The following is a 23,386-nucleotide window of genomic DNA, read 5'->3' on the forward strand; positions in this document are numbered from 1 at the left end:
TGTCCTGTTGGTTCCCGGATCCGGGGATTGGTTGCGCGAAGACCCGCGCGGCCCTCTCAAACACGTCGAGAAGGACATGTCATGACTCACACATTCAAAACTACCACCGTCGCCATCGGCGACCTCTGCCCGCATCCCGCGAACGTACGGACCAATTCCCCCGAGACCTATGCCTCGGAGAATATCGCGCATCTCAAGGCCAGCATCGCCGTTCTGGGCCTTCTTCAGCCGCTGCTCGTTCAGAAGATCGGTGGCAAGTTCGGGGTGCTCGCCGGTGGCCGGCGCCATGCGGCGCTTCTGGAGCTGGTCGCCGACAAAACCGCCAAAGGGTTCACGAACCGCACCAAGATCGACTGCCGTTTGGTCCCTGACGATTGCGATGTGACCACCGCGCTGTCGCTCGCCGAGAACATCACCCAGGCGCCGATGAACGCCATCGACGAGTTCGAGGCCTTCGCGCGGATGATGGAGGTCGACGGCCAGACTCCCGAGACGATTGCCAAGACCTTCGGCACAACCGTCGCCGCCGTCAAAGGCAGGCTGCGCTACGGGCTCATCCATCCCGACATCCGTGCCGCGGCCCGCGCCAAATCGATCACCCTCGACACGATGAAAGCCTTCGCCGATCACCCGAGCCAGGAGGTGCAACGCGAGGTCTTCGAGGCGCTCACCAGGGAGGACAACTATGTCCAGGCCCATACCGTCCGCAACGCGCTGAAGTCCCGCGGTGTGCAGGTCAGCGACGATATCGGCGCCTTCGTGCGGAAGGACTACGAGGCGCGTGGCGGCGCCATCGCGGCCGATCTCCTGGACGAGCATTCCGTGCTGGAGGATTCCGCGCTGGTCGAAACGATCCTGCTCGAAAAACTCGCCGCCGCCGCCGAAGAGGCGCGGGCAGAGATCGGCTTTGCCTGGGCCGATGCGGTCATCCAGTACGACTATGCCGCCATGGCGGACTATGGCCGTGTCTATCCGGGTCCAGTCGAGCCCGATGAGAAGGGCCAGAAGCGTGTCGATGAGATTGCCGCCGAACTCGAGAAACTCGAACACGAGATGGAGAACGAAGAGCTCGAGGAAGAGGCGTACAATGAACTCTACGAACGCGTGGACGCGCTGGAAGCTGAGGCGCGGGACCTACAGGAGGCCTATGGCACCGAGGATCTTTCGCGCTCCGGCGTGATCGCCTCCTGGTCGCATGGCAAGATCTCCCTGCATGTCGGGATGGTGCGCCCTGAAGACAAGGCGGAGCGGTCTGGCAAAGGCACCGGCGCACCGAGCGACAGGGGCGCCGTAGACGGCGATCAGATCACCTATCCCGCCTCGCTCACCGAGGACCTGAAGACCGAGCGGGCGATGGCGCTCGGCGCGGCCATGGCGATGCATCCAGAGGCGACGCTCGACCTCACGCTCTTCAAATTGGTCACGGATGTGCTGACCAGCGGTTTGGGCGTCACCCAAGCGATCAAGGTCGATGCGCGCCAGGAGTATCGTACCCACGCCAAGATGGACGAGATCGACGGCACCTCGCTTGAACAGGTGGCCGAGGCCCATGACGCACTCGACCTCTCCTGGGCCGATGACGCGAAATCCCCTGCAGACCAGTTCGCGCTCTTCCGGGCGCTCGATGCGGGCGAGAAGGCCAAACTCGTGGCCTATGCCACGGCGGCGACCACGCAGTCCTGCTTCGCACGGGACCGGCAGCGTGACAGCCTGATGCATGATTTCGAGGTGGAGATCATGCCGGACATCCGGGCGCATTGGACGCCGAACGCGGCGCTTTTCAACCGCTTCAAGAAGGCCTGGCTTCTGAAGATCCTCGGCGAGGACCTGGGGCTCGCACAAGAGGCGGTGACATTGGCCTCCTCGACCAAGAAGCAAGTCGTCGAATTCTGCGACAAGCTCTTTGCGGAGCCTTTCGCCACGCTGACGGAGGCGCAGCGCGCGGCGGTCGCGGCCTGGTGTCCGCCGATGATGCAGACGGCAGGTGTCGAGCCGGTTGATGCCAGCGAGGCCGAGACACCCGAAGACGAAACCGAGGTCGCAGAAGCGGCCTGATCGAGCAGGCGGCCCGCTCGGCATGTCCGGCGCGGGTCGCACCCTTCCCTCCATCTTACAGGTAAATCCCATGTCCCTTCTTAGCTTCACTGCGACGAGCGTCGCGGCGCAGATCGCGCATGCGCGCGGCTGCTCCACCTTCCTTCCCAACTGGAACGGGCCGGTGGTCAAACCCGCCCTGATCCTGATCGTCGGCAATGGTGTGCATCTGCGCTCCAATGGCATCGACGGTTCGACCACGCGGATCGTCACCACCGAACGCGCCGATCCCACATATGCCTTCGCCAAGGGCATCAACCCGTTCCGCGATCCGGATTGGATGGCGGCGCGGCAGGCGGCGTTTCGCGATCTGACGGGCCAGTTCTACACCGACATTCTCGATGACGTGCAGATGCTGATCGACCGCGGTCACGACACTATCCGGCTGGCAACCGATGGCCACACGATCTGCGTTTTCCTGCGCCGCGCCGCTGACTACCTGATCGGCGGCACCTACGACGTGCCCTCCGGTCTCGGCGGGACGTACCGGGTGATCCTGAAGGACGCCACCGACACCCACGCCCTCGTGCAGAATAGCGGCAATTGCGAGGATTTCGACGAGATGCTGCCTTACCGCGTGCCGCTCGATGCGCTCATCGAAATCGATGACCGGAGGGCGGCATAGTGGGTTGGCTCTTCTACACCGACCGCCGCGTCAAAACCTACGCGGACGAGAAGGCAGAAATCGCCCGGCTTTGCACGTTCGAGACGGATACGCGCAAGACAGTGCTGCTCAAGGCCTCCAAACTCGGGTCGACCTGGTATGCAGCTTTGAGGCTCACCAACATCGATGGCGCGCCGGTTGAAGACAGAACCTACGTGACCGATGCCGACGGGTCGATCACCTTCGGCGCCGTGTTCCTCACCCGCTATGACGAGGGCTGCTGGGGCTACAAGGACATGGAGGAGAGCGCCGGGCCCGTGGAGTCGCGCGCGCCGCTCAGCCTTCTGGCATTGCTCTCCGAGTTGAAGGATCCCGACAGCTATGCCCATGCCTGGCGTCAGCGCTGCCGCGACTGGGCGGCGATCCCGGACTACGACGAGGGTGACAAGATCAAACTGGCCGCACCGGTAACGCTGACCGATGGCAGCACCTGCCAGATCGTGACCGCCACCCATTACCGGCGCGGAGGGCAAAAGCGTCGCTGCTACCGCATCGAGGAGACAGGCGGCCTCGTGCGCCTGTCGAAAGCCTCGCTCGCCGGGTCCGAGCTCCTCGGCTCGGCGAAGAGTGAGGCGAGTCCGGTTCTGGCCGAGTTTTTCGCCGGGAACGATTCCTGACCGCCGGCAACATCGCTATCTGTTCAGCCTTGAGCCGCCTCCGCGCGTTTGAAAGCGCTGAGGCGGCTTTCTGTCCTGTCGGACCCACAACCTGACTCAAAGGACAGACGATATGGACAACCGAAGCCCGGCACTCGCACGCGATTTCCCATCGAAACCACAGCTTCTGCAGGCCATTCGCCTGATCGGCAGCGAGATTGAGAAGCAACCGCTCAAGAGCTCATCGCTCGCTCGGATCATGCGCGAGACCTTCGGCGGTAGCGATGCCGGCGGCGCGTGGTCGTGGCGCATGGCCTATGACCTCATGCAGGCCGCCACGGTGACGGCGATCATGCGGGACAGCGGTTCGGACGCGCTCGCGACGGCCAGATTGCTCGCCTCACGGCTCCTGACAGAGACCCGGCGCTCCGAGCAACAGATTCGCCTGCAACAGTTCTCGACGCCGCTGCCCTATGCGGCGCTGGCTATCCGCGCAGCCGCCATTCGCACCGGCGAAACCGTCCTCGAACCTTCCGCCGGGACCGGCGCGCTGGCTGGTTTTGCAGTTTGCGCGGGTGGCAAACCGATGCTGAACGAGATCGATCCCTTCCGTCGGGCGCTTCTCGAGGCGGTGTTCGGGGGCGAGGTGTCCGGCTTTGACGCCGAACATATTGATGATCTCCTGACGGTGCCCGAGCTTCCCGGTGTCATCGTGATGAATCCGCCCTTCGCCTCATCGGTCGATCGGTCGCGCGACAAGCACATTGCGGCGAAACATCTGATCGGCGCTGCCAAACGGCTGGCACCCGGCGGACGTCTCGCGGCGATCATGCCGATGGGATTTTCGCCAAAACGAGACGCGGCCCATTGGGCACGGGCCTCGGCCATCGCAAAGCCCCGTCTCGCGCTCACTATTCCGGGCCACGTTTACCGCAAACTCGGCACCACCGTCGAAACCCAGCTCATGGTCTTCGACAAGGTGCAGGAGGAGATCGAGATCGTCCGTGCCATGGTCGACGATCTGGACGCGGCGCGCCAAATCATCGATGATATCGCCGCAACCCGCACTGCCACTCCCTCGATCCAAACCGGTGCGCAGTTTCGGACTGGGTCGCGCCGGGTCGGTGTCCCTGTTGCACGTCAGCGCCCAATCGCCCAAGCGGCGTCTGCCAAACCCAAATCGCATGCCGCCATCCCGCTGGCCTTCACCTGCCTCGACACCCCCCGCGAGAACACGCCCGTCTCCGACATCTATGCCCGCTATCGTCCGCAGCGGATCGAGATTGAGGGTGCCCGGGAACATCCGACCCCCCTGGTCGAGAGTATAGCCATGGCCTCGGTTGCCCCTCCGGCACCCAACGGCGAAGCCGCCGCTGATCTGCGCCTGCCCGGCCGTCTGATCGAGGAGGGCCATCTCTCCGAGGCCCAGCTCGAGACCATCCTCATGGCGAACGATGCCCACGCGCGCGACCTGCCGGGGCGGTTTACCATTGACCAGGACCAGACCCGGATGACCCGCGCCGACGATGATCCGGAAGCGTGTGCCTACCGCCTCGGCTATTTCCTTGGCGACGGTACCGGCTGCGGCAAGGGCCGGGAATGCGCCGGTCTCATCCTGGTGAACTGGCTCGCAGGTCGTCGCAAGGCGGTCTGGATTTCGAAGTCCACCACGCTCATCGAGGACGCGATCCGCGACTGGACCGATCTCGGCGGCTCGCCCGCCGACATCCAGCCGCTCTCCAAATGGAAGCCAGATCAACCCATTCCGATGGGCGACGGCATCCTTTTCGTGACCTATGCGACGCTGCGGTCGGCGGGCAAATGCGGGAGGACCCGGCTCAGCCAGGTTCTCGACTGGATGGGCGACGGGTTCGACGGCGTGCTGGCCTTCGACGAGGCCCATGCCATGCAGAACGCCGCCGGGTCCGACGAGGGCAGGGGGGTCAAACCCTCCCAGCAGGGTCTCGCCGGGCTGCGCCTGCAACTTGCTGCGCCCCGGGCGCGGGTCTTCTACGTCTCGGCGACCGGGGCCACCAGTGTTCACAATCTTGCCTACGCCTCCCGCCTCGGCCTCTGGGGCCAGGGGTCCGAATACCCCTTCCCGAGCCGCGAGAGCTTCGTCTCAGCGATGGAGGCCGGCGGCGTTGCGGCGATGGAAGTCGTGGCGCGCGACCTGAAGACGCTCGGGTTCTACACCGCGCGGGTGCTCAGCTTCGACGGTGTTGAGTACGACGTGCTCGAACATGCGCTCACACCCGCCCAGATCGAGATCTACGATGCCTATGCCGGGGCTTTCCGGACCATCCACCACAACCTCGAAGCGGCGCTGACCGCGACAGGCGTCAATGATGCCTCCGGTCAGACGAACGCCTCGGCCGCCAAAGCTTCGGCCAAGTCCCGCTTCGAGAGCACCAAGCAGCGCTTCTTCAATCACCTCCTGATGGGCATGAAAGCCCCGACTGTCATCCGCTCCATCGAACAGGATATCGGGGACGGTTATGCCTGCGTCATCCAGGTGGTCTCAACTGGAGAGAGCCTGTTGAAACGCCGGCTTGAAGCGATGGACCCCGAAGACGATCTGGTCGAGGGGGCGTTGACGCCTCGGGATTATGTGCTCTCCTACCTCGAACAGGCCTTCCCGATCCATGCCCAGAAGCTCGTGGAGATCGACGGGAACATGGTCGTGGAGCCGCTGCGGGATGCGAATGGCGCCCTGGTTGTCTCCCGCGAGGCCGAGGCCTTGCGCGATGAGGCAATGATAGAGCTGATGTCCCTGGCGCCGATCCCTTCGGCGCTCGACCAGATCCTCTGGGCCTTCGGGGATGAGGTCGTGGCCGAGGTGACAGGGCGCTCCATCCGCCCCCTGAAAGCCAGTGAAGGTGCCCTCTTCATCGAGAAGCGGTCCGCCAGCAGTAATTCTTCTGAAACCCGGGCCTTCATGGACGGCGAGAAGGATATCCTGATCTTCTCGGATGCCGGCGGGACGGGCCGGTCCTACCATGCCGCAAAGACGGCGAAGAACCAGAAGCGGCGGCGGCACTATCTGCTGGAGCCCGGTTGGCGAGCAGACGCCGCGATCCAGGGGCTCGGGCGCACCCATCGCTCGGCTCAGGTGTCAGTGCCCTTCTTCCGGGTCTGCACCTCGGACGTGCACGGCGAGAAACGCTTCACCTCCACGATCGCCCGACGGCTTGATCAGCTGGGCGCCCTCACCAAGGGCCAGCGCGAGACCGGCTCCCAGGGCATGTTCCGCGAGGAGGACAATCTCGAAAGCCCGATCGCAAGGGGTGCGCTGCGAGGCTATTACGCCGATCTCGCCGCCGGGCGTGCCGGGGCCATGAGCTATGAGAAGTTCTGCGATTGGACCGCCTTGCGGCTGATCGACCAGGACGGCGTGCTGCTCGAAGAGCTTCCACCAATCCAACGCTTCCTGAACCGGGTGCTGGCGCTGCCCATCCACATGCAGAACGCGCTCTTCGCCGAGTTCATGAGCCGGATCGCCGATCAGACCGAGCGGGCGCGGGCGGCTGGCACGCTCGATCTCGGCGTCGAGACACTGCGTGGCGAGCGGATAGAGCAGGTCTCGACCGAAGACCTCTGGACCTGTCCGCGCTCCAGAGCAGTGACGCGCATAATCGGACTTGAGGTGACGGACCCCGTCCATATCCTCTCCGCAGAAGAGGTGCTGGATCGGAACCCCGACAGGTTGCCGATGATCAACCGCGCGTCGGGTCGCGCGGCGTTCATCTCAGCCCGTCCGATGCAGATGTACGACGAGGAGATTGTCACGCTCATGCGCAAGGTGACCCGGCCGAGCGGGTCCACCTATGTCGAGGAAGGGAAGTTCCAGGCTTCCGCCTGGGAAGAGATCGAGCCGTCCGAGTTCCGCCGCCTCTGGGACGAGGAGGCCGATAGCCTGCCGAAGGTGACCACGACGAAGCTCTATCTGCTGACCGGGCTGCTACTGCCGATCTGGAAGGACATCCCCTCGGGCAACGAACGCATCTACCGGGTCACGCCCGAGGGGCAGGGGAGCATGATCGGCCGCACAGTCAGCGAGGACGGTGCGGCCGCGCTCAGAGCCCGTTTTATGGTCGGCACCCCGAAAACCCCGCAGGAGATGCTGACGGCGGCGCTCGGGTCCACCGCGCCGGTCGATCTGGGCCGGGGCCTCACGCTCACCCGCCGCCGGGTCGCGGGCGCGGCCCGCCTCGAGATCGACGGGGCCGACCGGGGCACGATCGACGGGCTGAAGGCCATGGGGTGTTTCACGGAGATCATCGCCTTCCAGCTCCGGGTCTTCGTGCCCCACGGGGAGGGTGTTGATACCGCCGCCATCCTGGCCCGGATCGTGGGGGAAGGGTCTCCAACGGCGGCGGAGCGAGCCGCATGAAAGGGAAAGTGGGCCTTGGGTCGGGGGGAACGCGGAAGGGTGCTTTGCCCCCTCGCGTTCCGCCGCCGTGGCGGGTCTCTGGACCCCTCGGCACCTTCCCCAATCCCAGACAAGAGGACGAGACCCATGACCAACTCCGAGACCACCTTTGCCGAGGCGATGGCAAAATGGCAGGCCGAGCGCGAAGCCGCCAACAAGGCCGCCCGAAACGAGCTGCTCCCGCAATTGCGAGGCCTCGGCATCACCGAGGTCACCGCCGAATACGAGGGCTACGGCGATTCGGGGAATATCGAAGACGTGACGGTGCAGCCGGTCGGCATTGCGCTCCCCGACGATCTCGCCACGAAGCTCGGCGACCTCGCCTGGTCCGTCGCCTATCACCAGCATCCCGGCTTCGAGAACAACGAGGGCGGCTATGGCACGCTGACCTGGGATGTCACCGCTGACAGCATCGCACTGGATCATGCCGACCGATATGTCGAGTGCTCCCACAGCCGTGACGAGGGGCTCTGACATGGCCCATCCCCTCCATCATGCCGAAAGCTCGGCCCGGAAGTACGGCGGGTCGCCATCCGACTATCAGGCCATCCACGATTGGTTCGATGTTATCCGGACAATCAAGCTGTTTTTGTTCTCCCGGTCGGGGTTTGTCGTGGTTGTCCATAGGAGGGCCCCCGCCGCCCGCGTAGCGCGGATACGCGCGCAGCGGAGCGGGCGGCGGGGAGGTACCTGTGGGCTACCGCGACATTTTCCGTGCCGCTTCGACTGTCTGCCCGACCCCCTGGGCCGCGTCTGAGACTGGCTCGCCCAGTTCGACGAGAAGCTGTTCGATGCGCGAAGCTATTCCTGAATGCCGTTCGATCTCTCGTGTCCAACCGCGGCAACGCGCATCTTCCGTCAGATTGAGTTCGAGGCGATGGCGCGCGCGCAACCTCGGCGCATAAGATCGTGTGGTGACGAATTTGGCGCAGTTCAGATAGAGGTCGCATTCACAGGGACCTTCTTCCGGTAGCCTGAGACAATGGCCGAGTTCGAGCTCGGTCTTCAGGAAGTTGCACTTCAGCCAATCGACCGTGCTTTGCGGCAGGCGCTGATTGCGGATGATCTCTGCCGCGGGTCCGGCGATCGGCGCATCGGGTTTCAACACGGCCTGATAGTCGGCGAGCACCGCTTCATCGCTGACACGGATATAGACCATCGACATATGCGGGCTTTGATGCCCGAGCACGTCCATGATCGTCTGCATCCGCGCACCGCCTTCGGCGAGTTCCGTGCCGACCGTATGGCGGAAGCGATGTGCCGAGATGAGATTCTGCCCTTTTCCATCGACCAGGCCGAGTCGGTGAGAGATATCTTTGAGGGGATAATTGAACAGATAGTCGGGCGAGATCGCGACACCGCGGCGGTAGAAGAGCAACTTGACGTATTGGCCGGTTCTGGCATCCGGGACCGGGCGTTCGTCCGACTTTGCGCGCAGGTCGATGACCTTGCGAAGAGCGTCAGCAGCCTCAGGGTGAAGCGGCACAAGCCGCTCTCTGTAGGTCTTTCCCGCCGGAATGCGCAGTCGCGGCGTTCCGTCGGGATAGGTGTCCAGACAGTCGACGGGCAACCTTGCGATCTCTGTCCGACGGGCGCCGGACCAACGCGCGGTCAGAATTGCGGCGCGCTGGAAATCGCAGGGAAGCTTGCGGACCTCTTCCATGAGCGGGCCGAGTTGTTCGGCAGGAATGTATCGCGGCAGGCGTTGTGGAAGGCGGGGAAGATCACGCGTGTTCAGAACCGGTCGCGTCGGGAAATCCGGCCATTCCCAGGCCGCCCCCTCGCTGAGGAATTGCGCGACATGAAGCGCACGGGATCTCTGGGCGGTAATCGACAATGGACGCTTGGTTCTGGCGCCGACTTGGCTTCTTAGATCGATCAGGAAGGCAGTCATCACCTCGGACGTGACATTGGCGAACTTCTCGATTTTTGGATCGTAGCGAACCAGGAAGTCGACAAAGCGGCGGAGCGACACGGCGCAGTGGTCGACAGTCACCCTGGAAAGGCTGGTGCGCTTGATCTCCAGCCAGCGCTCGATGAAAACACCCATATCCGGCCTCGGATAGACATAAGGCCTTCGCTTGTCGGCGGTCATGCGTGGTCGCGCGATACCGTTGCCGAGGTGGTGCAGTACAAGCTGTGTTTGACGGACATAGCGGTGCCAGAAATGGGCGGTCGTCTTGGCCTTCTGAGGATCATGGCCATGGAAGCGCTTCATCAGGGAAGACGCCGCATATGCAGAAATTGCATCGTTCAACAGGTCAAGGTCGTCGGAGGTGATAAGTTCAGGCGAACGTATGCCGGCATGAAGCGCGATGCGGGAAACCACCCAGATGGACGACCCCTGTGGCGTCGTCTGGTGATACCCCATCGCTTTCTGGCGCTTGCGGAGATCCGGAATGCCTAGATCGATGCCCAGGTGATTTGCGAGTTGGGCGGCATACATCGGCGAAATCGACAGGAGGAACCCATAGTCGAGGCGCAGGCGGTCCGTGAGGGCGAGGTAGTAGAGATATTGCCGCGCCCAGAACGAGGCGGGGTGTTCAGGTGTGAAGGCGGATGTTCCGTGAAGTCGGCCGAGCCGAACCTCAAGCGGTTGTTCGCACCAAAGAGCGAGATCGGGAAAAGCGGCGACGAACTCTCGACGTTGAGCGATATACCGGTTCTTCATATCGCGGGTCATGTCGAGGCTGAGGATGAATGTGCGGTATTCCTCCTCCCCGCTATGCGACGGCGCGATGTCGGTCGGAAACGTCATCAGGGCATCCGGCAAGGGGGCCGTCATGGCTTCAGTCCCATTGCACGGCTGTACTCGGCGAGCACAGTGGCGTCGGACACGCGTGTATAGATGCGCGTCGATTCGGGTGATGCATGCCCGAGCCGGCGCTGCAGGGTCAGCTCTCGCATGCCTGCTTCCCACATGCGGGTGGCGTGGGTATGCCGCAGCGCATGCGGTGTGACGCCGTGCGATTTGATCCCGGCGCGTTCTGCCGCTCGCGCGAAGGCTTTTGCCAACGCGGCATAGGACAAGGGCTCAGATCGCCTAGTGCCGTTTCCGCCGACGAGAAAGATGAACGGCGACTCCGCCTCGCGGGGACGATCACGCATGACATAGGCGCTGATGGTATCGAGGGCCTGCCCGTCATGGAGGTCGACGACACGCTCGACGCGCGACTTTCCGCGTGCCCCTTTCGGGTGGTCATCGCGACATCGAACGGTCACGCGCCGCCGCCCATAGGCGATATCCTCGAGATGCAGACTGAGCGCTTCGCCTGGTCGAAGGCCGCCATGAAGCATCAAGAGCACAAGGGCGCGATCGCGCAGGCAAGTCACCTCGGCGAGGAGACGCTCGATCTGGTCGTCGCTCATCGGCCGAGGCAGGCGGTGAACGCTGCGAACACGGATTACGCGCACGCTCGCTGCGCGACGGGAAATGCCTTCAAAGAACGGTCGGTGCCGATCGGTGACCGAAGGCTTGTTGATACTCTTGCTGACCCGCATCGGGTTCGGCGGGGTCAGCGTCCCTGCGATGATCGCCCAGTCGCAGAAAGACGACATTGCCGCCAGCGCTCGATTGATCGTTGCCGGTGACAGCCGATCCGGGCCAGCCGCGGTTGCGGACCGGCCGGGGCGCATATCGATCCGGTCGTGCAGGTAAGCGATCAGATCGACAGCATTCGCGATGTTTAATCCCTGCCACTCGAGCCCTCGGGCTTCGAAGAACTCCCACACGCGCCGCAGGTCATAGGCGTAGGATCGAATGGTGTTCGGGGATGAGCCCCGAGCGTCAAGATAACGGAGGAAATCGTGAATCGGTTCGACGGAATTACCAGCATCGTCGCAGACAAAATAGCGAGGGACAGTCCCCTCCGGAGTTCTGGTGACTTGCATAATCGGTCCTCGGAAAAAGGTGAAAACTTCAGCCTTGGAGGTGAAATCGCAAGTGTCCAGATAATCGATGCCTCAAAGGAGCATCTCGCCATCTTCACCCACCGTGCGCTGCGCCATCACACGCAAGGCATCTTCGAAGCCGAACGGGTTTTCGGGCTTTCGCTCACCAATGAGGCGGGGCGTGAGATTCCCATCCGCTGGATCGGCGAGCAGCATGTCCGCGAAGACTGTCAGGGCCGCATCCCGAGCCTCGCCGACTGGCTCGGACGGATCCAGCCCGAGCCCTGGATGGCCAACGGGCATATCGACGGGCCGGCGCATGAGCCCGTCGGCGATCCGCGCACGAAATGGCTGGCCGAGGTGGCTGAGGGCAAGACGATCCTCGGCCTCAAGGACTGGATGGAGGCGAGGGGATCATGATGCGCAACGTCCGCAGATTCTACGATTGCAGCACCGCACATCTGCCTGAACAAACCGTCCAGGCCATCGAGAACGGGCTCTTCGCCAAATCGCCGAGCTTGCAGAATGAGTATGGCTGGCTGTTCTCCGTCCCGGAGACGCTCGCCGATCTGCCGGAAGGCGTCGACTGTGACGCCTTCAAGGCGGTCATGGCGTTGGCGATGGATGCGGGGTGCGACTACGTTCTCTTCGATCGGGATGTCCCGCCGGTGCCCTATCTCGAGGTCTTCGATTGGTAGATCGAATGCGGGTGTGCAGAGGCCCGATCTGCGGATCAGGCCTCTCTTGTTTCCAACACCAATACTGAAATGGAGATCCAGATGAACATCGCCGAGATCAAGGCCGCCGTGGATGCCGGCCAATCCGTCCACTGGGCGAGCGAGGGCTACCGGGTGCATCGGGATGGCCTCGGCCAATACCTCATCACCTTTGTGCGGAACGGCAGCACGATCGGTTTGACAGACCGGAGCGGCCGCCAGTTGAACGGGGCCGAGGCCGACTTCTTCATATTGGAACCGAACAATGATGCCGCGGCAGAGCAGGGGAGGGTGGTGCGCGGGGCGACGTCGGACACCTCGTCCAGCGCCGGGCCGGGCTGACGGTCAGGAGAGAAAGGAAAGAGGGCTTTGTGGTTTTGCGATCCCATGAGGGGTCGAAAAGCAATCCCGCGTGCTCTGGCCAAGTGCCGGGCAGCGGCAAACCCAAGGAGAAGACCCATGTTCGCAGGAACCCTGACCAAGAATGCCGAGACCGCAGCCACCGCCTATTCCGGAATGATCCACTCGAGCCGGTTCGACATCGCGATCCAGCTCGAGACCCGCACGAAGATGTCCGAGCGCAGCCCGGATTTTGATGTGACCGCGGTGAACAAGTCGGGCCGGAAGGTGCGTATCGGCACAGCCTGGAACGAGACCGGCAACACCACCGGTAACCATTACATCTCGATGCAGATCGATGTCGGCCTCGGGCCGTTCCGGGTCAACGCCGTGCAGACGAAGGAAGCACGCGAAGCAATGACCGGTGAATTCGAGATCATCCCGCTGGTCTCGAACGGTGGCATGAAGTCCGGTTCGATCTCGGGCGAGTTGACCGCGATGGATGGAGACAACGCCTTCGCCGGTTACATCGCCAACATGATGTTCGACCTCGACTTCATGCTGATCGAGAACACGTTCAAGACCGAAGAAACCCATCCCGACTACCGGATCGAGGTCTCCTCGCCCAAGGGCCACCCGATCCGCGTGGGTTCGGCCTGGATGGCGAAGAGCAACCGCACCGGCAACGACTACGTCTCGCTCCTCATCAACACGCCCGATGGCGATCTGCGGGTAAACGCCGTGCAGAACGAGGAGCAGCGCGGCGGCCAGACCTTCTCGATCATTCCCTTCGTCGAGAGCGGTGCGCGCGAGCGGGACGCTGGTGCGGGACTGTCTCTGGTGTCCTGATGTGACGGAACCTGGTCCCGATCGATAAACGAGGCCGGCCTAGACCGGCCCGGTCTGCCTAACTTACGGGAGCTGCGGAAACGCGGCTCCCGTTTTTCTTTGTGGCCGGTCAGTTCGAGGTCAACGGCCTGCCCGTCGCAAGGTGATGGCGAAACTCGCCGGTGCGATAGCCCCGCTGGCAAAGCATCACTCCGAGGTCTCTTCCACCGTGCCATCGTTCTCGGAGGGCGTCTCACAAAAGATCTCTTCGACCGTCACCTGGTCGGGTAGTGGTCCTTGCAACGCGTCCTCGATCGCCTTGGTTGCGAAATTCGCCGAGACGGACGTCGCGAAACTGATCGTCACGGTCAGCACAAGCTCTTTTGCGGTCATGCCCAGGGCCGCGTCGACCGAGCTGTCGGTAACGTCCGCACCGGCGACGCCTTCCAACAGCGCGAGGATATCCTGTTTGGACGCGTCCGCGTCATCGCCGGCAAGGCGCATCACCACCACAACGTCAGTCATTGAAATCGTCCCACATCCGTGTCTCTCGAAATCCACTCAATGCCCGCATGAATCGGGCCCGGTTGCGACTATAGCGCGCAAGGTCTCGCCCCGCTTCACTTTTGTTCGGGATCGCCCCGCCGAGAAGCGCCGCAATGTCTTCCCCAAAGGGCGCGGTCACATCGAAGTGGTTCAGGGCGGCGAGCGCCGGAAGGACCGAGTGGCGAAACCTGTTCGCGACGTTTTGCACCTCTTCGCCGCTCGCCTCGCGGCGAACATAGTCGCCCGACTTCAGCAGGAGAAGGTGCGGTGCCACGTGGCGGAACACGGCCGCGACCACGTTCAGGTAGCGCGTCTCGGGCGTTGGATACCCATCCTCGACGGGCCCTTCCGAGGCGAGAAGTTCCAGGGTCGCGAAGACGCCGATGACGATGAACATCATGGCGCTGTCGGCTCTGTCATCACCGTCGGATGAGAGCCCTTCGATCGTGCGCATCAGCTCATAATCCGCCGACAGGAGGCTGGCTGCGGCGGCCCCGTCGGCTTCAAGCTCTGACAGGAGCCGGAATGTCGCCAGATCCAGAGGTCGCGGCAAGTCACCCGTGCTTGTTTCCGGATTCAGCGCCTTCTGATAGGCGACATGGCCTGCGGCGGCGTGGCAGGCTTCGTGGGTGGCGAAAAAGGCGACACCGGCAAACCATGCCAGCGTCATTGCGGGCTCGATCCCGCCCAACCGCTCGGCCCGAGCTGCGGTCTCTCCTTCGACGTTGACGGCTTGGAGGCGAGACAGGATGAGATCGGGTACGGCGGTTCCGATCGCGATGCGATAGCGATCCTTGCGCCAAGGCGAAATGATCGCGTCAAGGCCCGCACTTTCGCGGTGCCTCCAGTCTATCCGTTCGGCGAAGGCTGTCTCGTCGATCCCGGGGAAGAGCACGTAGGTGACGAACTCTCCGGCGACGCGGATCAGGGTCAGGGTTTCGAGGTCTTCCTCACCCATTGTCAGCACCGTCGAGGATGCGATCGATCCGGCGTGTGGCCTCGAAATATCGTGCTTCTCTGACGAGGAACTTCTCGTGATCCGCGTCCGAGGGGCCTTCCCCGAACCATCTGCCGTCGCCGAAACCGATGTCTTTGGAGATCTCACTCGCCTCGAACCAGGCGGTGTCGTGGACGCGCACCGACTCTTCAAAGTCACACGGCACCAGGTCGTGAAGGGATCTGAACACCAGGTTGGTGAAGTTCATCGCCCGAAAGAGCGGGGAGGGATATTCCGTCCCCGGTCGATCCACCGGACCCTCCCTCGTGTCGAGCGCCCGCATGACAAGGATATGGGCGAACGCCAGCTGGAAGCCGTATTCGAGCCCATCCTCCGCGGTCCAGCCCCTCAGAAACGGATGTTTCTCATCCATGCTCAGGAGCATTTGGTTCAGCCCGTTCGCATCCGCGTCAAACTCGATATCCTGTAGCGTTTCCGGCAGCAATTCTGGCGATCGGCCGGGGGCTTGGTCCAGATATGTTGCCGCTTCGTCGACGAAGCCGGGTGTCGCGTCCGGAAAGAGGAGATCGATATGCCGCCGCAGGAGGTGCGCGAGTTCGTGCGAAATCACGTAGTCGAACATCTGCATCAGGATGTCGACGAAATACTCCGCACGCTCCGCCTCCATCGACCAGTCATCGAAGGCAATGAGCGGGCCGTCGAGCGCCTCTTTCCACGATTTGCCCGGATCCCTCAGGGGGTGCGCGCGCGAAAGCACGTCCGGATGATGGGCTGCGGCCGTAAGGAACCGCCAAAGTTTTCGCAGCAGGCCGAGGCTTATGATGACTGCACGGCGATCGCCCGATTGGCGCGCGGCCGCGTTCGGAGCATCGCCGGCTGAGATGACGAGGTCGATCCCTTTGATGTTGAGGTCCGGATCGCGCGCGTCCAGGAGGCCTATGTTGATGTCGAAGACATGTTCGGTCCAGTGCACCAATGTCGTCTCGACTGGTGTAAGCCCTATGACGTCGAGATATCCGCCCATAGACCTGACGATGGGATCGACCTTCCAAAACGCACGCGAGACCTCTTCCATTCGATCACGATATCCCGAAGAATTTCGGGATGGGGTCGCTCCATCGCGCGTCGAACGCGAAGGGTGCAAAAAGCCCGTCCTCCGTTTCGGGGTCCTGATCGAAATAGGCGGCGATCTCTTTCCTGAGGTCGGCCTCCCCCTCCCTGGTAATCGTGTCCCGGAGGAGATCGAGCTCGGGGAAGGCCGGTTCGAGCGGTGCCAATAATTCCATGGCGGGCTCAAATATCTCGGCGAAATAGTCACTTTCGGGATGTTCCACATTCCAACGCGCCCTGTGGGCGACAGAGTGTAGGAGCAACCGCAGATTTGGCGACGGGTAGGTGTCGCGGGTTCCGATCCTGTCGCGCGCCATGCGTTCCTGGCCGACCACGAAGAGTGCGTATCCTACGAATTCGGCATAAAGGTTCTCTTTGCCCGTCATATACTGCCAGCGCGGCAGGGTCGCGGATCGCGCGAAGGCGAACTCGCCGGACATACCCGAGCAGTAGACGTCGGCATCGATCTCGACATCGCGTAGCGGAAAGCCGGGAGGCGTGTTGCCCGCATCCTGGCTCATCAACTCGTCCACCATGCACAGGCCCGCCCCGCCGTGTCGCTGTCGGAGCAGGCCGAGATGCCCTCGCACTACATGGGCCAGCTCGTGAAACAAGACCGGCAGATAGAGCGACTCGAAGAAGAAGAGCCAGCTGCCCTCGATGTCCGGACCGATCTCGTTGATCGTCAGGTCGACGCAGGTTTGCACCCCGGACGTCGCCACGTCCTCTGCGAAGTCACGGAACGACAGGGACACGGTCCTTTCGAGGCGAAACCCTGAGGCCACCATGCGGGCGAGTACCGAGCTTACGACGGCCGCCCAAAGGACGTAGCCGGACGTGAACTCGATCGAGAACGGACCGCCGACGCGCGACTGGCGGGCCCTTGCGTTCAGGTGGGTCTCCGGAGTGACGCCAACCTTGAGATCGCTGCCGTCAGGGAAGGCGTACATGTCTCGCATGGCACCGGTGACGGCACGCACCGCGGACTGGAGGTTTCTCAACGCCATCCGCAACTGTGCCGAGTCAACGTCTGCGAACAGCTCGTCAGGGAAGCTGGGGCGGTCTATGTATTGAACCCTTCGCAACACCTGAGACTCTCTCCTTTGAACTTGCAAAAGCCTATCTCCGTCGGCCTTTCCGGGCAAATGCCGGATGAACAGGCGTCGCGTAACCAGTGGTTCCGCGTTCGCAAGTACTTAGACAAACGCCTATGGGCACATATCGAATATTGACGGGTCACCCATATTTGCCGCTCGACAATAGTATACGAAAGGTCTCCGAATGTAGCTTTGCATGAAGCGCATAGCTGCATTGCAGCATTTGGCGTTGTTGCACCGCAGCATTTCAGGCTAGCCTACTTTTGAGGTTGCTCTCCTCTCCTCCTCCCTGGAGATCGGCCTCAGGTTTGCGCCACACCTCCTCCCGTGGCGCGGGCAGAAGAGATCAGACGCCATCCCACCTCCCGGGATGGCGTCTTTCTTTTTCCCTATTGAAATCCTCACAGGATCTCGGGTCGCGAAACCATCGATACTGTCGTATCGTGGTCTCAAGACCAACGATTTTCCTATGATTTCAATTCCGAGAAGAGGGTTTTAGATGCGGGGCTTTCATTTCGTCCTTCCATGTTTGCTCGTGCCGACCGTCTGTTTCGCGGAACCTTTCACGGTGGCCAGTTGGAACATTGCGAACCTGGGCGCGCCGGGCTCGGAATTGCGCGGGTTCGACCGCGACGCGAATGACTACACCCGTATCCGGGAGATCATCTCATCCATCGATGCGGACGTGATCGCATTCCAGGAGATTGGCAGCGTCGCGGCGCTGGAAGCGGTCCTCCCCGACGGGTACAGCTTCCGGTTCGAGACCCGCTGCTATGAGAACGCACAGAAGTGCGCGGCGGATGCTGACGACATATACAACGCGATCGCGATCAGGGACACGTTCGCGCACCGTTTCTTCCAGATCGATGAGCTCGCCGTGCCGCATCAGAACGAATGCGGCGCGCCCGCGCGCCCGGTACGCGGCGGCGTGGGCGTCGATCTGTCGGTCGACGGGCGACGCTATCTGGTGCCGTCGATCCACCTGAAGGCGACCTGCAAGAACAATTCTGTCGAGCCCGGAACGGAGGACGACTGTGCGACGCAGCGCGAGCAGGTGCGACGCCTGCGTGCCTGGATGGACGCCCAGGACGACGAGGCGACGATCATCTTGGCGGGGGATTTCAACCGGCAACTCCTGGAGGGGGCCGACAACATCCGGGCGGAATTCTTCCCGAACGTGCCGCAGGGGCACATCCTGCCGGGTGCCGAGACACGCGCGTGCTGGTCCTCGTTCGCGTTCGATTTCGCTCGATTGGGCGAGGAGGCCATGGCGAACAACCCGCAGTTCGAGGCCGAGGGGCTGCGCCCATGGCTCTACACGCCCCGCAGCAGCGCCGAGATCGACTTCTTCGTCGTGGAGAACCTCGCGGAAGGTGTGACGCTGACGGCGGATCAGATCGAGCTTACGGGTGACTACGTGTTCCGCGATCCCGGCGCCGCGCTGACCCGTTGTGATGGGAGCCTTCAGCCCTTCGCCGACGGGAAGGTCCTGACCTTTGCGGAAGCCTATCCGAGCGATCATTGTCCGATCGTGATGACCGTCTCGGAGTAGGCCGATGTCCTCAGAGAGTCTTGGCGGGCAGATTCTGGTCGGTGTGACGGTGGCCGCGATCGTGGGGATCGGCGGGTCTGTCCTGGGACGGGCGGTCGCCCCTGCGGAGCCGCCCTCCCTCGAGATCACCCCCGCAAGCGTCACGGCACAGGTTGGGCTCGACACCGAATTCAACTCGACTGCGGATCCGGATGTGAGGACACTGACATGGCGTGTGGCGGGGCAGCCGGTGGGGCGCTCTCATGTCGCGCAATGTGACGCCGTGGCCGCGCAACTCATGTGCAGGTTCCTGGTCCCCGGGACGTATTCGGTATCTGCCACGGCCACCGCAGCAAACGATTTGGAGGTCACGAGGCACAGTTCCGTCTCGGTGGTGTTCCCGGACAGGTACTACACAGTCTTCATCCAGAATCCGGATCGACAGGCGCGCAGCGATGCCTACCGGGTGGTGTTGCGTCGGATCGACTGGGCCAGGGTTCAGCAATCCATCACCCCCTTGATCCTGCTCTACGACCCGGACAAGGGCCGGAATGTGTTCGGCGCTGACACGGTCTTTGAGCCGGAGTTTGAGGGCGTGGACGTGTTGCAGGGCCTCAAGCTACGGATTCCGAGGTTCGCGGAACCGGCGCGCGGCCTCGTCGTCGGCCCACTGGAGGCGCTCGGCGTCACCGTCACCGAGATTCCCTATGCCGAGGCGATCCTGTCGATCGAACGAGGCGCGGTCGACGGCGGCTTCGTCACCCTGGGCGATCCTACGATCGATCTGCTCGACGCGGACCTCGGGGACATGCGGGTGGAGCAGCATAGCAAGTGGCTTGATCCCTGAACATGTCTTCCTAAGCCTTGCGGCCTTCTCCCCTGCTCGGCTGCGCGTGTCGCAGGCGAGAACGGCCCTGCGGTCCGTCGCGCATTCGGCCATGCGGCCTCACCGCGGCGCAGCGCCCGGCACCCCGGTTTGCCCGTCTCGCGAGCAGGCCGCTCCCCGGCCGCTCCGCCGGATTGCGCTCTGGTCTGTTTTGCGGCGCAAAACGATCCCGCCGCTCCATCCGTCTCCCGCGTCCGGTCGCGCCCTTTGCCTGCTCGCGTCGGGCAAACCTACCGTCAACAACACACACACATGAGTGCGGAAGCATATCCTCCGGATGGCCCCCAAATCAGCCCGCCTCAAGGATCGCAAAACTTTTCGGCGAGGGCGGCGGGTCTGGAGAGGGCAGTCCAGTGTTCGATGACGCGCCTGTGGTGGGCGATGCGCCCGGAAAACTTTTGCGCCCGGCACGCCGGCGGCTTCGCCGTCCCTGACCCGGACAGATTCGGTGAACCAGACGTACGGCCATGCCACCACACTCCCGTGGTGGTTCCCCGAACATCTGGAGACACCAACATGACTTACGACAACGCGAACGCCTACGAGACCATCGAACTCTTCGGCCTCACGGAGAAAGACGCCGAGCTGCCGATCCCCGATGATAACATCCTGATCGACAGCATCGTCCGCGAGACCTTCGAGGCCCTGCTCGGCCAGCTGCGCGGCACCGGCCTCGAGACCGAGATCGAACCGCTCGCGCACGGGCTCGCCACCATCCTGCAGCGCCGCAAGATCGCTCTCGGCAAGGAGCTCGACCGCACCGCCGACAAGATCGGCGCCTTGGCAAACTCCCACGATGGATCGGAGATCGCCGAGACCGCGCTGGAAGAGGCGCAGGCCCGCTTCTTGCAGGTCCGCGAGATCGTCGGGGCCATCGAGGTGATGAGCGAGGCGGCGGCGGAATGCTACGAGGTCGAGACCGGCCATGCCTTCATCCCGGCATCGGGATCGCGCGCCAGTGCTCGCGCTCAGGAGACCGGGGCGGTCTTCGAGGCCCGGCAGCTCCTGGAGCAGCATGACCGCGAAACCGCCGCGAAGTCGAAGCTCGAGGGGGTTCCCCTGATCGTATCGGGGGCGACCGACTGGACCGATATCGACGTCATCTTCTCGACACTCGACAGGGTTCGCGAGCGCATCCGGCAGAACCGCAACCAGGAGATCTTCCTCTGCCACAAGGGTGGCAAGCACGGGGCCGAGATGATCGCCGCACGGTGGGCTCGGGCGCGCGGCGTCGCGCAGGCGCGCTTCGATCCGCGTTGGTCCGCACATGGGCGGGCGGCACCCTTCAAGTGTAACGACGAGATGCTGGACGACAAGTTCGCCGCGACCGGGGTCGTGCTCTTCGGCGGCAACGGGGTCGCGCTCAACCTCGGGCAGAAGGCGGAGGCGAAAGGCCTGACGGTGATGCGGGTCGCCGATCCGGCGAAGAAGACGGCAGACGCGTGAATGAGAGAGGGTCGCCTTTGGGCGGCCCTTTCGGCGTTTCCATCGGCGTGTGCTTAAACTGACGGCCTCCTTCGCTCGCCTGCGCGTGTCGCAGGGGAGATATCGGCCCATGGCCGATCGCGCATTCGGCCATGCGGCCTCACCACGGCGCAGCACCCGGCGTCCCGGTTTGCCCGTCTCGCGAGCACGTCGCGCCCCGGCCGCTCCACCGGATTACGCTCCGGTCTGTTTTGCGGGGCAAAACGATCCCGCCGCTCCATTCGTGTCCCGCGTCCGGGCAGCACCCTTTGCCTGCTCGCGTCGGGCAAACCTGTCGTTAATCACACACACATGAGTGCGGAAGCATATCCTCCGGATGGCCCCCGAACCCGTCCGCGTCAAGGATCGCAAGACTTTTCGGCTAGGGGGGCCGGGGAGGAGAGGGCGGTCCAGTGTTCGATGACGCCCCCGTGGTGGGCGATGCGCCCGGAAAACTTTTGCGCCCGGCACGCCGGCGGCTGCGCCGTCCCTGACCCGGACAGTTTCGGCAACCAGGCATTCGGCCTTGCCACCACACTCACGTGGTGGTCCACGAACATCTGGAGATGAGATCATGACCGACGAGAACAAGACCGAGGACGACCTTTGCCGACACTGCGACCGCACAGGCACGTCGCAGCGCGGAACTTCCACCGGGAAAGACCATCACGATATTGGCGGCCATGTCGTCCCCTGCGTCGCCTGCGGGAAAGACGCGTTGCGGACCGATTGGGAGACTATCGATGGCGGGAGCGTCAATTTCCACTGGCGGGAGGCCTGTGCGCATTGTTCGCACCTCAGCGAGTCTCTCTTCGCCTGAACAGTACCTTTCATCGGGCGGCCCCGTCGCCCGGTGATCCCTCTCTCTAACCCTTCCACGCTCTCGACGACTGCGACACCATCCATAAGTGCAGCCCCGCCCGGCTAAGGCCGGGCGGGGCTGCTGCGCTCCTCAACTGTCTGTGGCCCCTCAGTCAGACGCAAATAACATGAAGGTCGGTGGTGATCGATCGTCGGTCATGCCGGGCCCCTGCCGGCGGTTGCACCGCCGTCACCGCGCTCGCAGGTTCCGGCCGTGCCGGCCTCCACCCGGAACACGAGGCCCCTGGACGTGCTGAGTGGCATACCCCGGCGGCGGTCTCCTGACGGAGCCAGCCGGCGGGGTTGCCCTCATGCGCGCCAGAAACCCCGCGATCCGCCCGTCCGGGTGCAGATCGCTGGGGCGGGCGCAGCGCATCGACCGCGCCGCCCGATGACGGCGACCCGTCCGGGCCGACAACTCTGCTGCCAGACCTGCGGCTGTATCACCGCCCCGGATCGCCACACAGGCGACGGGGAAGCCGAGCTTGAGGCAGACGATCGCGGTCGTGCCGATCGGGCGCACGCGAACCATCGCGCCGACGCGTTGGAAGCGGGGGCGGACCTGGTCACGTCTGACATAACTCGACAGGACCGATGGCGGCTGAGGAGCGGGGTGCACATTTGGGTCTCCCCTCTTTGCTCATAGATGTGGATCGCACGGGGTCGGGCGGTCCGTGCCCTCCGCTCACGCTCCGGCAAACACAAATACGGTTTCCACGCGCGGGGCGCGCGGACCCTCCGCATTTGTGTTTGCGGACCTCCCTTGCCCCCCGTGCCGGGTGATCCCCATCGCAAAAAGGAGAGACCCAAATGACCAACCACTACGTCGCCACCGTTCCCGTCAAGTTCACCGACAACGAAGGTCAGGAGCGCACCCGCTTCCAGCGCGTCGGCGCGATGTTCCGCAACACTCGCAACGGGGACGGCTCGGAGTTCTTCAGCCTCAAACTCGACTTCCCCGTCGCGGTCCAGGAGCTGGTGATGTTCCCGCCGAGCGCGAAGGAACCGCAGGAATAGTCCGCCTCAAAGATGGGCCGCCCTAGGGGCGGCCCTTTCCCTGTTTCAGGGAAGGCTGCGCTGTACCCGGGAACCCCTGCCTTCGGCCGGCGTCCCCGGGAAGGCGTCAGGACCGCAAGCGGTCCTGACGGGGGATATCAGAGATCGCCTGGAACAGGTCTGCCGGCCAGCCTCAAGGGGGCCATCCGGAATAACAGTCGGGCTACGCCCGCCGGTTTTTCCGGCAGAGATTTGGGCCGAGCCAAATCTGGCCGCCCTTGACCCTGTCCGTCAGCCCCGTCGGTGGAGGGATGCGCCGCCCCTCGCTTCCGTCCGAACACGGGTCCGTGTTCGGCCAGACCCTCGGGCGCGGGCAT

At 63.4% G+C, this 23,386-nt stretch carries 21 protein-coding genes; 15 read left to right on the forward strand and 6 right to left on the reverse strand.

Annotation, left to right across the window (positions count from 1 at the left end):
- The first annotated feature begins 81 nt into the window (after window positions 1-81).
- From CVM52_RS01390 to CVM52_RS28045, 6 genes are all read left to right on the forward strand, one after another.
- Window positions 82-2,055 (forward strand): ParB/RepB/Spo0J family partition protein, encoded by a 1,974-nt coding sequence (locus tag CVM52_RS01390; RefSeq protein ID WP_100160927.1) that lies wholly within the window; start codon window positions 82-84, stop codon window positions 2,053-2,055.
- Between the two features lie 70 nt (window positions 2,056-2,125).
- The gene (locus CVM52_RS01395) at window positions 2,126-2,719 is read left to right on the forward strand and encodes a regulator (RefSeq protein WP_100160928.1); all 594 of its coding nucleotides are present in this window, start codon (window positions 2,126-2,128) and stop codon (window positions 2,717-2,719) included.
- Window positions 2,719-3,375, forward strand: coding sequence for a DUF6927 domain-containing protein (locus CVM52_RS01400; RefSeq protein WP_048534129.1), 657 nt, complete (start codon window positions 2,719-2,721; stop codon window positions 3,373-3,375). Before CVM52_RS01395 ends, CVM52_RS01400 begins: the two co-directional genes overlap by 1 nt.
- A gap of 112 nt (window positions 3,376-3,487) precedes the next feature.
- Window positions 3,488-7,747, forward strand: a complete 4,260-nt coding sequence (locus tag CVM52_RS01405; protein ID WP_100160929.1) for a bifunctional class I SAM-dependent methyltransferase/DEAD/DEAH box helicase — start codon at window positions 3,488-3,490, stop codon at window positions 7,745-7,747.
- 126 nt (window positions 7,748-7,873) lie between these two features.
- A complete protein-coding gene (locus CVM52_RS01410; protein ID WP_100160930.1) occupies window positions 7,874-8,260 on the forward strand; it encodes a DUF6878 family protein in 387 nt (128 codons plus the stop codon).
- 1 nt (window position 8,261) lies between these two features.
- Window positions 8,262-8,543 carry a DUF6915 family protein gene (locus tag CVM52_RS28045; protein WP_100160931.1) on the forward strand — a complete coding sequence of 94 codons (282 nt, stop codon included), beginning with the start codon at window positions 8,262-8,264 and terminating at the stop codon, window positions 8,541-8,543.
- Here CVM52_RS28045 and CVM52_RS01420 read toward each other — a convergent pair.
- Both CVM52_RS01420 and CVM52_RS01425 read right to left on the reverse strand, forming a co-directional pair.
- Entirely contained in the window at window positions 8,484-10,544 is a 2,061-nt protein-coding gene (locus CVM52_RS01420) for a tyrosine-type recombinase/integrase (protein WP_205964845.1), read from the reverse strand. The genes CVM52_RS28045 and CVM52_RS01420 overlap by 60 nt on opposite strands.
- A gap of 23 nt (window positions 10,545-10,567) precedes the next feature.
- Entirely contained in the window at window positions 10,568-11,677 is a 1,110-nt protein-coding gene (locus tag CVM52_RS01425; protein WP_100160933.1) for a tyrosine-type recombinase/integrase, read from the reverse strand.
- Between the two features lie 45 nt (window positions 11,678-11,722).
- On the opposite strand from CVM52_RS01425, the gene CVM52_RS27565 reads away from it, so the two are divergent.
- The 4 genes from CVM52_RS27565 to CVM52_RS01445 all read left to right on the forward strand — a co-directional run bounded on the left by CVM52_RS27565 (window position 11,723) and on the right by CVM52_RS01445 (window position 13,581).
- A complete protein-coding gene (locus CVM52_RS27565) occupies window positions 11,723-12,097 on the forward strand; it encodes a DUF6915 family protein (RefSeq protein ID WP_240620832.1) in 375 nt (124 codons plus the stop codon).
- Window positions 12,094-12,375: a DUF5983 family protein gene (locus CVM52_RS01435; protein ID WP_048534139.1), complete on the forward strand. Its 282-nt coding sequence runs from the start codon at window positions 12,094-12,096 to the stop codon at window positions 12,373-12,375. Before CVM52_RS27565 ends, CVM52_RS01435 begins: the two co-directional genes overlap by 4 nt.
- An 81-nt stretch (window positions 12,376-12,456) precedes the next feature.
- A complete protein-coding gene (locus CVM52_RS01440; RefSeq protein ID WP_100160985.1) occupies window positions 12,457-12,735 on the forward strand; it encodes a hypothetical protein in 279 nt (92 codons plus the stop codon).
- Window positions 12,736-12,852: 117 nt separating this feature from the next.
- Window positions 12,853-13,581 (forward strand): DUF736 family protein, encoded by a 729-nt coding sequence (locus CVM52_RS01445; protein ID WP_100160934.1) that lies wholly within the window; start codon window positions 12,853-12,855, stop codon window positions 13,579-13,581.
- Between the two features lie 186 nt (window positions 13,582-13,767).
- On the opposite strand, the gene CVM52_RS01450 is transcribed toward CVM52_RS01445, so the two are convergent.
- Genes CVM52_RS01450 through CVM52_RS01465 form a run of 4 tightly spaced genes read right to left on the reverse strand, consistent with a single transcriptional unit; the run spans window position 13,768 to window position 17,262 of the window.
- Complete coding sequence (locus CVM52_RS01450; RefSeq protein ID WP_028288521.1) at window positions 13,768-14,085, reverse strand: hypothetical protein; 318 nt, start codon at window positions 14,083-14,085, stop codon at window positions 13,768-13,770.
- Window positions 14,078-15,064 (reverse strand): hypothetical protein, encoded by a 987-nt coding sequence (locus CVM52_RS01455; protein WP_121066868.1) that lies wholly within the window; start codon window positions 15,062-15,064, stop codon window positions 14,078-14,080. The genes CVM52_RS01450 and CVM52_RS01455 overlap by 8 nt, the downstream gene beginning before the upstream one ends.
- Window positions 15,057-16,139 (reverse strand): hypothetical protein, encoded by a 1,083-nt coding sequence (locus tag CVM52_RS01460; protein WP_100160936.1) that lies wholly within the window; start codon window positions 16,137-16,139, stop codon window positions 15,057-15,059. The genes CVM52_RS01455 and CVM52_RS01460 overlap by 8 nt, the downstream gene beginning before the upstream one ends.
- Before the next feature lie 4 nt (window positions 16,140-16,143).
- Window positions 16,144-17,262: a hypothetical protein gene (locus CVM52_RS01465; RefSeq protein WP_088626559.1), complete on the reverse strand. Its 1,119-nt coding sequence runs from the start codon at window positions 17,260-17,262 to the stop codon at window positions 16,144-16,146.
- Between the two features lie 508 nt (window positions 17,263-17,770).
- Here CVM52_RS01465 and CVM52_RS01470 point away from each other — a divergent pair.
- The 5 genes from CVM52_RS01470 (at window position 17,771) to CVM52_RS01490 (ending at window position 23,030) form a co-directional block, all read left to right on the forward strand.
- Window positions 17,771-18,823 carry an endonuclease/exonuclease/phosphatase family protein gene (locus CVM52_RS01470; protein WP_100160937.1) on the forward strand — a complete coding sequence of 351 codons (1,053 nt, stop codon included), beginning with the start codon at window positions 17,771-17,773 and terminating at the stop codon, window positions 18,821-18,823.
- 4 nt (window positions 18,824-18,827) lie between these two features.
- A complete protein-coding gene (locus CVM52_RS01475; protein WP_100160938.1) occupies window positions 18,828-19,649 on the forward strand; it encodes a hypothetical protein in 822 nt (273 codons plus the stop codon).
- Between the two features lie 555 nt (window positions 19,650-20,204).
- Complete coding sequence (locus tag CVM52_RS01480; protein WP_100160939.1) at window positions 20,205-21,134, forward strand: DUF2493 domain-containing protein; 930 nt, start codon at window positions 20,205-20,207, stop codon at window positions 21,132-21,134.
- A 592-nt stretch (window positions 21,135-21,726) separates the two neighbouring features.
- On the forward strand, window positions 21,727-21,972 hold the full coding sequence (locus tag CVM52_RS01485; RefSeq protein ID WP_027264457.1) for a hypothetical protein: 246 nt from the start codon (window positions 21,727-21,729) through the stop codon (window positions 21,970-21,972).
- Window positions 21,973-22,823: 851 nt separating this feature from the next.
- Window positions 22,824-23,030, forward strand: a complete 207-nt coding sequence (locus CVM52_RS01490; protein ID WP_027264456.1) for a hypothetical protein — start codon at window positions 22,824-22,826, stop codon at window positions 23,028-23,030.
- Window positions 23,031-23,386: the final 356 nt, after the last annotated feature.

Origin of the sequence: Pseudooceanicola lipolyticus (assembly GCF_002786325.1) — a bacterium.
Taxonomy (GTDB): domain Bacteria; phylum Pseudomonadota; class Alphaproteobacteria; order Rhodobacterales; family Rhodobacteraceae; genus Pseudooceanicola_C; species Pseudooceanicola_C lipolyticus.